At 55.0% G+C, this 13,633-nt stretch carries 8 protein-coding genes and 1 riboswitch; of the genes, 3 read left to right on the top strand and 5 right to left on the bottom strand.

Annotation, left to right across the window (positions count from 1 at the left end):
* Positions 1-23 precede the first annotated feature (23 nt).
* The 5 genes from ACTJI9_RS06645 to ACTJI9_RS06665 form a co-directional block, all read right to left on the bottom strand.
* Positions 24-1,637 carry an ABC transporter substrate-binding protein gene (locus tag ACTJI9_RS06645; protein ID WP_440806766.1) on the bottom strand — a complete coding sequence of 538 codons (1,614 nt, stop codon included), beginning with the start codon at positions 1,635-1,637 and terminating at the stop codon, positions 24-26.
* A gap of 12 nt (positions 1,638-1,649) precedes the next feature.
* Positions 1,650-2,768 (bottom strand): pyridoxamine--pyruvate transaminase, encoded by a 1,119-nt coding sequence (gene ppaT / locus ACTJI9_RS06650; protein WP_440806767.1) that lies wholly within the window; start codon positions 2,766-2,768, stop codon positions 1,650-1,652.
* A gap of 168 nt (positions 2,769-2,936) precedes the next feature.
* A complete protein-coding gene (locus tag ACTJI9_RS06655; protein ID WP_440806769.1) occupies positions 2,937-3,815 on the bottom strand; it encodes a transglutaminase family protein in 879 nt (292 codons plus the stop codon).
* 15 nt (positions 3,816-3,830) lie between these two features.
* Positions 3,831-6,245 carry a circularly permuted type 2 ATP-grasp protein gene (locus ACTJI9_RS06660; protein ID WP_115052205.1) on the bottom strand — a complete coding sequence of 805 codons (2,415 nt, stop codon included), beginning with the start codon at positions 6,243-6,245 and terminating at the stop codon, positions 3,831-3,833.
* Positions 6,246-6,411: 166 nt separating this feature from the next.
* On the bottom strand, positions 6,412-9,747 hold the full coding sequence (locus tag ACTJI9_RS06665) for a DUF2126 domain-containing protein (RefSeq protein WP_440806771.1): 3,336 nt from the start codon (positions 9,745-9,747) through the stop codon (positions 6,412-6,414).
* A 543-nt stretch (positions 9,748-10,290) separates the two neighbouring features.
* Positions 10,291-10,504: riboswitch (cobalamin riboswitch) on the top strand.
* A gap of 270 nt (positions 10,505-10,774) precedes the next feature.
* On the opposite strand from ACTJI9_RS06665, the gene ACTJI9_RS06670 reads away from it, so the two are divergent.
* Genes ACTJI9_RS06670 through ACTJI9_RS06680 form a run of 3 tightly spaced genes read left to right on the top strand, consistent with a single transcriptional unit; the run spans position 10,775 to position 13,542 of the window.
* Positions 10,775-11,581, top strand: coding sequence for an ABC transporter ATP-binding protein (locus tag ACTJI9_RS06670; RefSeq protein WP_440806773.1), 807 nt, complete (start codon positions 10,775-10,777; stop codon positions 11,579-11,581).
* Positions 11,581-12,528 (top strand): ABC transporter substrate-binding protein, encoded by a 948-nt coding sequence (locus ACTJI9_RS06675; RefSeq protein ID WP_440806776.1) that lies wholly within the window; start codon positions 11,581-11,583, stop codon positions 12,526-12,528. Before ACTJI9_RS06670 ends, ACTJI9_RS06675 begins: the two co-directional genes overlap by 1 nt.
* The gene (locus ACTJI9_RS06680; protein ID WP_440806778.1) at positions 12,529-13,542 is read left to right on the top strand and encodes a FecCD family ABC transporter permease; all 1,014 of its coding nucleotides are present in this window, start codon (positions 12,529-12,531) and stop codon (positions 13,540-13,542) included. It abuts the gene before it with no gap.
* Positions 13,543-13,633 lie beyond the last annotated feature (91 nt).

Below are 13,633 nucleotides of genomic sequence, written 5' to 3' on the forward strand. Positions count from 1 at the left end.
AACTATATAATCAAAACTCGAAGTTATTTTGCCAACCAGACATTCGACCAGTTCGATACCGCCCAGCGCGGATTATCCGATACATTCCGCACCGTGTCCCTCGCCACTGTAATGAATGAAAACTCCGCCACATTGATCAGCGGCAGGTCGTCCGCCACTTTCTTTTGAAGTTCTTTGTACAGGTCGGCTCGCTTCGCGCCATCAAGCTCGGAAGCCGCGCTTTTGATAAGCTTGTCGATTTCCGCATTGGCATAGCCATACTGATTGGAGAAAGGCACGCCGGAAGGCAAACCGCTTTCAAAAAGGATCGTCGTTGAAATTGCCGGATCAGAACGATAGACCGGCGTTGCGACCGTGATATCGAAATCATGATCAGTATAGACCGCCTTCAGGTGCGCAGGCGTATCATTGCTGACAACCACCGCATCAATGCCGATCTTACCCAGAGCCTGACGAAGGTAATCGCCGAACTGCTTGGTTTCGTTGAAGAATGGCGCTGGAAGCAGTTTCAATTTAAAGCGGTTGCCATCGCTGCCGCGCTTATAGCCAGCCTCGTCCAGCAAAGCTTCAGCCTTTGCCGGATCAAAAGCATAGGTCGCCGTTCCCGGCTCGTAAAAGGTCTGGTCATAGGCAGGAACGGGTCCTGTCGATGATTTGGCAAACCCGAGGAAAATGGTCTTCACGACAAAATCGTGATCAATGGCATGCGCAATGGCTTGGCGCACTTTCACATCCGCCAATTCCTTGCGCCGATGATTGATCTCGACAATCAACTGATAAGTCAGGCCCTCATAGCCGTTCGCATAGACCTTCAGCCCTGAAGATTTTGAGATACGGCCAAGATCAGCAAGGGGAACTGCCGAAAATGCCGCCAGTTGAATTTCTTCAGCCTCAAGCGCATTTCCGGCTGCCGCCCTGTCAGGAAGAAACTGATAGACGATCTCGTCAAGCAGCGGCTCATTCTTTTCCCAATAGGCGTCATTGCGCTTCAGCAGGAAATACTCACCCGGCTTGTATTCGCCAAACTTGAACGGGCCGGTTCCGACCAGCTTCTGATTGGCCGGGTTCTTGGCAATATCCGTGCCTTCATAGACATGCTTCGGTATAACTGACGTTACGACGGGTAGCGCGTTGCGGATAAGCTGGAAAGGCGTGGGCTCCGAGAACCTGAAGATCGCAGTATGTTCGTCCGGCGTATCAACGGCCGCCAAATTCTTGAACACGACGCGCCCGAGATTTTGCAGTTTCTTCCAGACCTCGAGGGCAGAAAAAGCAACGTCCGCCGAGGTGAAAGGCTTGCCATCATGCCAGGTCACCCCTTCCCGCAATTTGAACGTCACCGACAGCCCATCTGCAGATCCTTCCCAGGACGTAGCGAGCCGCGGAGAAAGCCCGTCCTTTCCCTCGTAGGATTGTTCAGCCAAAGGTTCGATTACCTTGCTGGCGACGAAGAAAACACCATTTGATGCGACGATGGCCGGATTGAGATTGGCAGGCTCGCTATCGCCTGCAACCACAAGCCGACCACCCTTGACAGGCGCATCCTGCGCGAAGGCCAGTTGCGGCGTCAGGATTAGAGCGCCAGCGCTGGCGCCTATCTGGAGAAAGTTACGACGATTCAACAGGATGCGGGACATTGTTGGAATCCTTCAATCAATGGATTGGGACAGAATGGAGCTTAATGCTTCGATTGTCTTGCGAGCAAAGTCGGGTTGCGCAGATGCACCCATATGTGCAATGCGCAAAACTTTTCCTGATGTGTCGCCGCGCCCGAGCGAGAGCAATATACCGTACTCATTCAAAAGCCGGTCGCGCAGTTCCACATCGGTAAAGCCCTCCGGCAGACTGAAAGCCGTCGCCGTGGGCGCGCACCATGCCTCTCGTTTCGGCCATAGCGCAATGCCCAGTTCAAGCAACCGCTTGCGGGCGATGGCAGCCGTTTCGGCGTGACGCGCCCAGACGTTTTCCGGCCCCTCTTTGGCATATCGGTCGAGCGCGGCATCCAATGCATAAATTTCGGCAATTGAGGGCGTCACGGGGAAAGTCCTGCCGGGTATCGAAGCATCTTTCCACGCGGCAAGACTGAGAAATGACCCACGCGGAGCATCGCTATTGCGCTCAATTTTTTCCCACCCCCGCTTGCTCACACTGATCAAGCTAAGACCGGGCGTACTACCCAGACATTTGGATGGTGAAGTGATGAAAATATCTGCATGAGCACTCTGCGGGTGCGCGTCCATGCCGCCAAAGGACGATACCGCATCCACAATAAGATAAGCGCCATGCTCGGCAGCTATCGCGCCGATTTCATAAAGCGGATTGAGCGTGCCGGATGGCGTATCGTGATGGCACAGTGAAACCACGGAAATATCGGGCCTTTGGCGAAACGCATCCCTCACGGCTTGCGGGTCGATAACCTCATCGAAGGGAACCGCCAGTTCAATCACTTCCTTGCCATATCTTGCCGCCCAACCTTCAAATCCCTTGCCATAAACGCCGGATACAAGATTAAGAACCACGTCATCCTTAGCAATCAGCGCAGCAGCGCCGGCCTCAATGCCAAGGATTGCTTCTCCTTGCATGATTACCGGCGCTATATCGGTTCGAAACGCAAGCCGCAGCTTCTCGACAACAGCCGCATAGAACTCTTGAAAGGTTGGATGGTAATCATAAAGAACGGGCGCACCCAGCGCCTTGAGCACTTCCGGGTAAACCGGCACGGGTCCCGTTGTCAGCATCAATGGTGGAACAGAAAGAGGCAATAGCACTTTGGAATTTCATCCCGCATTTTGAACGCTGACGGCTCAGAATATGAACCATATTCCGCAGCCTACCGAAACCCAAGAAAAACCATTCCAATAATCTTGTCACGGATGCAAATCTGTTGTGAAAACCAGAGTTATAATGTTTTCGCAAAAACATTATAACTCGCTTGGCTATTCCAGCGGGATGACATCCACCGATTGTTTGCCCTCTTGTGAGCCGCTTGTCTTCAAAACACCGACAATGGGCGAAACATCGGCATAGTCACGGCCGCAGCCGATCGTAATATGATCATTGCTGGCAGCCATATTGTTGGTCGGATCAAATTCCAGCCAGCCCGCTTCCCGTCCACACCAGGCACGTACCCATGCATGCATGGCGTCAGCGCCTTCAAGCCGTTCCTTGCCCGGCGCCGGTATGGTTCGCAGGAAGCCGCTGACATAGCCAGCCGGAATGCCCAACCCTCGCAAGCCCGCGATCATCACATGGCTGAAATCTTGGCATACACCAGCCTTGAGATCGAAGGCTTGACGGGCATTCGTGCGCACATCCGTAGCTGCGCCATCATATTTGAAATCCGCATGGATTCGGCGGTTCAAATCGCTCACCGCTTCCGTAACGGTTCGGGTACTGGTGAGGCTCAACGCAGCATAGGCAGTAATATCCGGATCAATGGCCGCATATTTGCTTGAAGCGAGAAAATGATGCGGCGCGTCGGCCGCTATCGACCACACACTGCGAATTTCTTTCCTCAGCCCTGCAATATCGGGTGAAACATCAAGCATGACCGGAGGGCGCATGACATTGACGCGCGCGGTCATGTTTACGTCAAGCGTCTCGTGCGGATTGCGATAAACGATGGACGTAACCGAATTGGAGAAGAAATCGATGAACTCCGAGCGCTCTGCCGATACGGGATCGAATGACAGACTGGATGCAATAACACGCTGAACATCCGGCAATGTCTGCGGCATGACCCGCACATGATGCCGCCCTGCAGCCGCTGACCGCGCATAATCATAGTGGAGATGAAGGCGGATATTATACAGCATCAGTTCTGGACTCGCTCACGCAAAATACGTCTCGGAAATTGCATCGGCCAAAGCACCAATATCATAGGCGACCTTGTGAAGTGTTTCCGGCGTCAATTCATGCGGTTCTGAAATGGCCAGTTGCGTGTGCAATCGCAACACATCCTTGGAGAACATTTGCATGCCCGCCGGTTTATTCCGGCCCATCTCACGCGTTGGCAGCAAGCTGAATTCCGTTTTCAGCGCGTCAAGCTGAAAGATGATCGAACGCGGATTGAGCGGGTCCAGCGCCAGAAGATCCAGAATGCTGATCCGCCCGGAATAAACACTATACTGCCGGCGATGCGTCATCACGCTATCGCCGATCTCCAACAGCATTTCCAGCGAGCCTTCCGCGGCATCATGCCGGGCAAGGCGGGCAAGCATGCTTGCCATCTGGATGCCGCGCTCAATCCTGCGGCCAATTTCGAGAAAGCGCCAGCCGGTAAACCGGTACATGTTTTCGTGGACGAGACCGGAAAATCCGGCAAGCTTGCGCAGGATAATCGTCATGGCGCGGGTGGTGTCATCGCCGGGTGACACCACATCGGAAAAGCGGTGCACGGTCTTTGACAGATCGTGCAGTGCCAGCCAGCCATCGGGCGAAAACCGGTCGCGAATGCGTCCAGCCGAAAGCATCGCGCCGTCGATTGATCGTTGCAAGCCCTTGGGAACCGCCTGATCCAAATCAACGCCAAGTGGTTTGAGATAGGCGCGCATTTCGGTCAGAAGCGGCAATTCCTGATTGGGTGCCTCGGCAAAGCGCGCATGACAGGCGCGCAGTATGCGTGCGGTTCCTTCGGCGCGCTCAATATAACGGCCCATCCATAGCAGGTTTTCAGCAGCACGCGCAGGAAGGGTTCCCGGCACATTGCGCTGGAAAACATCATCTTCGCGGGGAAGCAGCGTGTCCTTTGCAACCGGCCCCTTGCTGGTGATCCAGACATCCGCCGCCTGCCCGCCGCGCTGCATGGCAATTGCCGCCGTATCGAGCGTAAAGCCGACGCGCGCAAAACCACCCGGCATAAAGCTCCAGCCGTCCTTGTGACGCGCCGCAAAGACACGCAGCACAAAGGGTCTGGGTTCCAGCTTGCCATCGACATAGACGGGGGTCGTCGAAAGCTTGACAGCTTCCTGACCGACCAGCCCGCGCCCGTCATTCTGCAATCGGGCAAGCAGTTCGCTGCGTGCTTCAGGATCAAGATTTGATCCCAGCACAGTTGCCTGCTCGTCTTCAAATGGCAAACGTGTTGAAAGAGCCGGGCCCACCATCATCTGGTCAAACCGGTCCATGACATGCTTGCGCTCTTTTTCCTGCCCGCACCACCACGTCGCTATGCTTGGCAGTGCCAGATCCCGCTCATGCAGGGCTTTTGAAATGGCTGGTAGGAAAGCCAGCAAGGCGCGGGTTTCAAGAATGCCCGAACCAATCGCATTGACCAGCGAGACAGAGCGTCTGCGCAGGGCACCCACCATGCCCGGCGTACCGATCCACGAATCTGATTTAAGCTCGAGCGGGTCCATATAGGCACCATCCATTCGGCGCCAAAGCACATCAACCGGCTTCAGTCCTGAAACGGTACGCACCATCACCCTGCCCTTGGCAACCGTCAGGTCGTCGCCTTCAAGCAGCATGAAGCCAAGATAGCGGGCGATATAGGCGTGCTCGAAATATGTTTCATTGTTGGGGCCAGGCGTCAGGATCGCGGCACGGGCCTGCGGATCGGTGACCAGCGACTGCATCGAGTCACGGAAATCCTTGAAGAAGCCCGCCAGCCGGTGCACATTCATTGAGGCGGAAATATCGGACAGAGCGCGGGTGGTTGCCACACGATTTTCCAGCGCAAATCCTGCGCCCGACGGTGCCTGTGTCCGGTCGCCCAGCACCCACCATTGGCCATTTGGAGCGCGACCCAGTTCAAAAGCACAAAAATGCAGGAAGCGTCCGCTTGCCGGTTTTATACCGGCCACCGGGTGCAGAAATTCCGGGTTCGATGCAATCAGGTCAGGCGGCAGCACGCCATCGCGTACAAGCTTTCCTTCGCCATAAATATCGGAAACGATATCTTCAAGCAGATCGGCGCGCTGGGTCAAACCAGCGGTAATCGTATCCCAATCTTCCTGATTGATAAGCAGGGGAATATGGGCAAGCGGCCATTGGCGTTCCTGCGTGCCCGTCTCGTCATAGATGCGGTAGAATACGCCAGCATCCAGCAGATATTGATTGGCGCGCGCAAAACGTGTTGCCAATTTTTCCGGGCCGATTTCATCCAGCGCATGCAGCAGCGTTTCCCAGCCGGGCCGAACGGCACCCGCAGGATCAATCATTTCGTCGGCAATTCCCGGCAAGGGCTTGTAGCCCGCCAGCAGGCTGGGAATTACGGGTGCCTTGGTTTTATTCACTTGCGACATCATCAATCTATAGGGTGTTTCATATCCGCTGCATACTTATTGTGCGTGGTTCGACAAGCTCACCATGAGGAAGGTTGAGGATTGCATTGAGTAGTTCTACGATCTCACAGCTACCTATGAAGCCAAACCACCTTACTCATGGTGAGCTTGTCGAACCACGCACAACTCAACCACGCGGCCTTCTTAAATCCAGCGTCATCGGGAATTCCGGCGATGCCTGTTCTTTTCGCAGCTCATAGGCTCCAGCCGTGTGGCCGCGGGGCTCGAACCGCGCGAGCCTGCGCGCCTCCGCTTCATTGGAGTTAACCGGGAATGTGTCGTAGCTGCGTCCGCCCGGATGGGCGACATGATAGGTGCAGCCTGCGATAGCCCGTCCCGACCATTGATCATAAATGTCGAATACCAGCGGGGTATTGACCGGGATCATCGGATGCAGGCCGGAGCGCGGCTGCCAAGCCTTGTAGCGAACGCCTGCAACAGCAACACCATTGGTCTCAGTCATTTTCAGCGGCACTTCGCGGCCATTGCAGGCAACGCTGTAACGCGCGGCATTATAGCCTTCGACCCTCACCTGCAAACGCTCGACAGAGCTGTCAACAAAACGCACCGTGCCACCGATAGCGCCCTGTTCGCCCATCACATGCCAAGGCTCAAGCGCTTGCCGCAATTCCAGTCTGACGCCTTCATTGACGATTTCACCGCAGAAGGGAAAGCGGAACTCCAATTGCGCCTCAAACCATTCCGGCCGGAAATCAAATCCGTTCTGACGCAGGTCGGCCAGCACATCGAGAAAGTCCGCCCAGACGAAAGCCGGCAGCATGAAGCGGTCATGCAATGTCGTACCCCAACGCACGAAGCTGCCTTCGATCGGGTTGTTCCAGAAGCGGGCAATCAATGCCCGAACCAGCAATTGTTGTGCGAGACTCATGCGGGCATTGGGCGGCATTTCGAAACCGCGAAATTCGACGAGGCCAAGCCGCCCGGTTGGACCATCTGGCGAGAAAAGCTTGTCGATGCAAATTTCCGAACGATGCGTATTGCCGGTAACGTCCACCAGGAGATTGCGGAACAGCCTGTCCACCAGCCAAGGCAAAGGTGGCGTACCACGACCTGGCAGAGGCACCTGCGCCATGGCGATTTCCAGTTCGTAAAGACTGTCGTGCCGCGCCTCATCGAAGCGCGGCGCCTGGCTTGTCGGGCCGACGAACATGCCTGAAAACAGATAGGACAAGGATGGATGTCTCTGCCAATGCAAAACCAGACTTTTCAGAAGGTCCGGACGGCGCAAAAACGGGCTGTCATTGGGTGTTTCGCCGCCAACCACCACATGATTGCCGCCGCCAGTGCCCGTATGACGCCCGTCAATCATGAATTTATCAGCGCCGAGCCTTGTCTGGCGGGCTTCCTCATAAATCGTCTCGGTTGTTGCCACGCATTCGCGCCAATTCGAAGCCGGATGGATATTTACTTCAATCACGCCAGGGTCGGGAGCAACGCGTATCACGCTGATGCGCGGGTCCTGCGGTGGTCCGTAACCTTCGATATGAACCGGCAAGCCGAGTTTGGCGGCAGCAGCTTCCGCCGCCCCGACAAGTTCAAGATAGTCCTCAAGCGCCTCAACCGGCGGCATGAACACGCTCAACCGGCCATCGCGCGGTTCAACCGAAATGGCTGTACGCACCGCGCCGCCAATCTCTCCCAGTTCCTGCTCCACACGCTCTTGGGCATTGCCTTCGGCGGCGGTGAACGAAGCAACCGCTTGCGGCTCGTCTCTCACATCAATGCCGGTTAATGCCGGCGAATCCGGCAAAGGACCCCGCTCTACGGAAGGGTCAACCGGCACGATGAAGGGAAACTCGGAAGGCGGCACATGTGGCAGAGCGCCCAGCGGCAGGCGGTAACCGACAGGAGAGTCGCCCGGAACCAGAAAGAGCTTGCCGCGCCGCGTAGTCCATTTTTCACTGCGCCAGCGCGGACCTTGCGCAGCCTGGCTGTTCCAGCGCTGTACCGGCAATACAAATCCTGTTGGCTCTGTCAGTCCCCGTTCGAAAACACGCGCCATGCGGCTGCGCTCTTCCGGATCTTTCAGCATGGAGTTTGAGGGGTCAACATTCTCCGGCAAATTGCCTTCCTTGACGATCCACTCTGCGGGGTCCTCATAGGCGGCGGCAACCATATCGTCTTCAACGCCCAATTCGCCAGCCATCTCCACCAGCAGTTTGCCCGCATCTTCCGGTTTGACATCCGCCTTGCTGTTTTCCGCGGCGATAAGATCAGGATTGACCCAGATGGGCTGGCCGTCTTTTCGCCAATAGAGTGAGAACGTCCAGCGCGGCAGGCTCTCCCCCGGATACCATTTTCCCTGCCCGTAATGCAGAAATCCGCCCGGCGCGAAACGATCACGCAAGCGCCGGATCAGCTTGTCAGCTTTTTCCCGCTTGGTTGGGCCAACGGCATCGGTGTTCCATTCGCCGGATTCAAAATCGTCAATTGAAACGAATGTCGGCTCGCCGCCCATGGTCAGGCGAACATCCCGTTCCTTGAGCAGCGCATCGACTTTGTTGCCAAGCGCATCGAGCGCGTCCCACGATTCATCGGAAAATGGCTTGGTAATGCGTGGATGCTCCGAGACGCGCGTTACCCGCATGTCAAAACCGAATTCGACATTGGCCGGTTCAGCCATGCCTGAAATCGGTGCAGCGTTGCGATAATGAGGTGTTGCGGCCAGCGGGACATGACTTTCGCCAGTCAGCAACCCCGATGTCGGATCAAGGCCAATCCAACCGGCACCCGGCAAGTAGACCTCGCACCAGGCATGTAGATCAGTAAAATCCGTCGTTGTCCCGGCAGGCCCATCGAGCGCCACCAGATCGGGCTTTAACTGGATGAGGTAGCCGGAAACAAAACGCGCCGCCAGGCCGAGATGACGCAAGGTCTGGACGAGAAGCCAGCTGGTATCACGGCACGAACCTGTACGGACATTCAACGTGGTTTCCGGCTCTTGGACACCGGTTTCCATGCGGATAACATAACCAATCTCGCGCTGGATGCGTGCATTAAGGTCCACGACGAAATTGACTGTATTGGTGCTTGAGCGATCAATCGTTGCCAGAAAATCCGACAGAAGCGGCCCAATCGGCTCCGGCTTCATATATATGGAAAGATCGTCGCGTATATCTTCAGGGTAAGCGAAGGGCCAGATTTCTCCGGCAGGTTCGACGAAGAAATCAAACGGATTATAGACGGTCATATCGGCAATGAGATCGACTTCGATCTTGAGCTCCGTGACGGGCTCAGGAAAGACAAAACGGGCCAGAAAATTACCGTAAGGGTCCTGCTGCAAATTGACGAAATGGTTGGACGGACTGACCTTCAACGAGTGACTCAGCACTTTGGTTCTCGAGTGCGGAGCTGGTTGAAGGCGGATGATCTGCGGCCCGAGCATGATGGGGCGATCATATTTATAGTGAGTCAGATGATAGACTGCTGCGTGAATTGCCATGTCGCCCCAAAATTCAATAAAACATCGATGTCGCCAAAGGCTACATGCGAAGCCTAGCCTACTCCATCGGCTTGTTCACGCTTAAAAAACTTATTCTGCCATTTATTTTAGCACGTACTGAATCTGCACCTTAAACGGGCTGGCAAAATGGACGACACAACCAAATCCAAGAGAGGGGGTAATATAATTTGCATTAGGCTTGCTGCGTGGTTCGACGGGGCTCACCATGAGGGAGGTTATTATTTGCAGGAAGTTACTTCCTGCAAGGTTATCGACCAATGTGCAATCAAACCACATTCCTCATGGTGAGCCCCGTCGAACCACGCAGAAACTCAATGCCAACAAAGGGTAGCTGCTGATTATCACCCTGGAATTGAAAAAGACCCGGACGAGCTGGACACTCACTATCCGGATCTCCATTCATTAAACCAGAAAACGGGAGGTGGGCGAAAGCCTCCCTCTCACTCCTGAGGGAAACATAGCATTCTTCTATTTTTTCCAAGTGCTATCTCTTTTACCCCATTTCATTTTCACTTCGGTTCAACTACTAATCATCGTGATGGTTTCTCCGGCTAGACAATGCTGGAGATGAAAAGGGAACACGGTGAGGCGTACCCAAAAGGGACCGAAACCGTGGCTGCCCCCGCAACTGTAAGCGGTGAGCGACGCCTGATGATGCCACTGATCGCAAGATCGGGAAGGTAAGGCTTTGCCAAGACCCGTGAGCCAGGAGACCTGCCATCATAATTGAAATTCGAACCGGACGGGGTGTGCCGGGAGCGATGCGATGACCTCTGTCCGCATTAGCGGCACCCGAATGCTTTGAATAGCTTCCGGTTCATCGTCTGCGTTCTCTGTCCTCCCCTTGAAAGTTGGCAGGTATGAACGTTTCGCGCATCGTCACTTCGACCCAGCATCATATTATCTACCCTCTCAAACAATCGGCATTGACGATTGTTATAACATTACGCTATCTCCTACCCATGTCGAAGTCCTCAGAATATTTCCACGGCATGGGAGCGCGCCCGTGAGCCATATACAGCTTGATGCAACAGCCGTGAGCTATAAAACCGGAACCCATACTTTGGTTGATGCTGCGTCGGTCGGCATAAGATGTGGCGCAAGGCTCGCTATTATCGGGCCGAATGGCGCTGGAAAATCCACCTTGCTGCGCATGCTGGCCGGGCTGCTGCCACCGACGTCCGGCGGAATAAGCTTCAACGGCAAAATTATCGGTACAATGTCGCCGCTTGAGCGGGCCCGGCAATTTGCCTTTGTCGGCCAGGCCGATGCCCCCGATCAACAGCTTCTTGTCGAGGATTATGTATCTCTTGGCCGCATTCCCCATCTGGGCGTCTTCACACGCACGGTCGACCGGGAAATCGTCGAAGATTCCATGGAGCGCGCGCGGATCAGCCATTTCCGCCGTCGTGCATTGGGTTCATTGTCAGGCGGCGAACGGCAGCGCATGCAATTGGCGCGCGCCCTCGCCCAGCAACCGGCCATCCTGTTTCTTGATGAACCGACCAATCACCTCGATCCAAAGGCGCGCAGCGAACTGCTCCTGCTCGTTGCCGGACTTAATGTCACGACCATTGCCGTTCTGCATGATTTGCCGCTTGTTGCGCCCTTTGCAACCCATGTAGCAGTCATGCACAGCGCTCAGCTTGTAGCGTCAGGCACGCCCGACGAAACGCTGACCCCGCGCATCGTCAGCGATGTATTTGACCTTGATGTGCTGCGCCTCAGGCACCCATCTCGCCAGCGCGACCTTATGGTGTTTGAAGCACCCGAACCGATCCATGACGCCCATTCTCATTCACGGAGCATTTGATGAAAAAATCCCTTTTTGCCCTCGCATTTACTCTTCTGTCTGCGCCTGCCTTTGCTTTCCCTGTAACCGTCGATAGTTGCGGCAAACCTTTGACCTTCGACGCCGCTCCCAAGCGCGTTGTCGTCAATGATATTAACATGAGCGAAATGGCTTTCGCGCTTGGCCTGCAATCTTCAATGGTTGGCGTGACCGGAATCACCGGCTGGTACAAGCTCGATGATGCCTTCATCAAGCAGCAGGGTTCCATTCCGGAACTTGCACCAAAAAATCCGACACTCGAGAATATTATCGCCGTGCAGCCTGATTTCTTCTTTGCTGGATGGAATTACGGCATGCGCATCGGCGGCGAAGTTACCCCCGATACACTTGCGCCCTATGGAATCAAAACCCTCGAACTGACCGAGAGCTGCGTCCATCTCGATAAAAACCGCCCTGCCGCTTCCATGGAGCTTCTCTATGGCGACATCGAAAAGCTGGGCAAAATTTTCGACAAGGAAGCAGAAGCTGAAAAACTGATTTCCGGCTGGAAGACCCAATTGGCACAGATCAAAAAGAAGGTCGGCACCAACAGCGGTACCCGCGTGTTCCTTTATGATTCCGGTGAAGACAAACCATTCACCGCTGGAAAGTTCGCCATCCCTTCAGCGATGATCAGCGAAGCTGGCGGCGTCAACATCATGGATGACCTGGAATCCAGCTGGGCCACCACCTCTTGGGAAACTGTTGCATCGCGCAATCCGCAGTTTCTCGTACTGCTCGATTATCAGGATGATGTTGGATATAAGAAGCTTCTCGATTTCCTGAAGAGCCATCCGGCCATGAAGGAAACCGATGCAGTAAAGAATGAGCGCTTTGTCCCCCTTCGTTATGCGGAACTTACGCCGGGTCCTGCGAATATCGAAGCCATCGAAAAGATTGCCAAGGCAATGCATCCGGAAGCATTCTGAGTGCATTTTCCGGCGGGAACAAAACTGACTTTAGCGGTAAGCACGGTGCTGGTCATCGTGCTTGGGCTCCTTTCCATTGCCTATGGCTCAACATTTATCGCGCTTGGCGACGTGTTGAATGCCTTGGCGCATTTTGCAGGGCTCAGTGATTTGGCCACGACTGTGCCCATAGAAAGAATTATTGTCGACCTGCGTTTGCCCCGCGCCATCCTCGGCCTGTGCGTCGGTGCTGGCCTTGGCATCATTGGCGCAATGTTGCAGACCGTTACCCGCAACGATCTCGCTGACCCCTTCCTGTTTGGTCTTTCCTCGGGGGCTGCTGCTGGCGCGGTATCGGTTATAAGTCTTTTCGGCGATCGCTTCGGCGTATGGACCCTGCCCATTGCTGCGTTCAGCGGTGGCATGCTCGCAGCTATTATCGTTCTGCTGCTGGTGCGCCGCGTACAAGGTCAGGGTCCCGAGCGCATGATCCTTGCTGGCCTTGCCGTATCCTTCATCTTCACGGCGCTTGCCAATTATATGGTGTTTTCCGGCGATCAACGTGCCGCCCATTCGGTATTGTTCTGGACGCTTGGAGGACTGGGAATTGCGCGTTGGGATAATCTGCCGCTGGCATTGATTGGCCTCGCCTCAATCCTGATCTTCGCGCTTTATAACCACCGCAATCTTGATGCGTTTTTGGCGGGCGAAAACACCGCGGAAAGCCTCGGCGTCAGGGTCAATCGAACCCGGAATATCGTGTTTATTGTTTGTGCCTTTTCAACCGCGATCTTTGTTTCAGTATCGGGCGTTATCGGCTTTGTCGGGTTGATGATTCCCCATATTGCGCGGCGCTTTTCCGGCCAGCTCCATGCCGGACTGATTGTAACTTGCGCGCTTTTCGGAAGCATACTGCTCCTTTCAAGCGACCTCGTCGCAAGACTGCTGCTCGCGCCGCAGGAATTGCCGATTGGCGTCGTCACCAGCTCCATCGGTGCGTTCTTCGTCGTCACCTTGCTGCTGCGCAAAGGATGAGATGATAATTTACTGCAGACCAAAGCCAAATGGCATTTGTTAAGGCATATGCCTGTGCGAGAGGCACTATTCTCGTGACAAACAACCTAAA

This window comes from Phyllobacterium sp. 22552 (assembly GCF_052044585.1).
GTDB classification, from domain to species: Bacteria; Pseudomonadota; Alphaproteobacteria; order Rhizobiales; family Rhizobiaceae; genus Phyllobacterium; species Phyllobacterium ifriqiyense.

What these genes read in the sequence shown, in the direction of transcription:
- ACTJI9_RS06665 (WP_440806771.1), bottom strand. Translation starts at nt 9,747, where the DNA reads ATGGCAATTCACGCAGCAGTCTATCATCTGACTCACTATAAATATGAT.
- ACTJI9_RS06660 (WP_115052205.1), bottom strand. Translation starts at nt 6,245, where the DNA reads ATGTCGCAAGTGAATAAAACCAAGGCACCCGTAATTCCCAGCCTGCTG.
- ACTJI9_RS06645 (WP_440806766.1), bottom strand. Translation starts at nt 1,637, where the DNA reads ATGTCCCGCATCCTGTTGAATCGTCGTAACTTTCTCCAGATAGGCGCC.
- ACTJI9_RS06675 (WP_440806776.1), top strand. Translation starts at nt 11,581, where the DNA reads ATGAAAAAATCCCTTTTTGCCCTCGCATTTACTCTTCTGTCTGCGCCT.
- ACTJI9_RS06655 (WP_440806769.1), bottom strand. Translation starts at nt 3,815, where the DNA reads ATGCTGTATAATATCCGCCTTCATCTCCACTATGATTATGCGCGGTCA.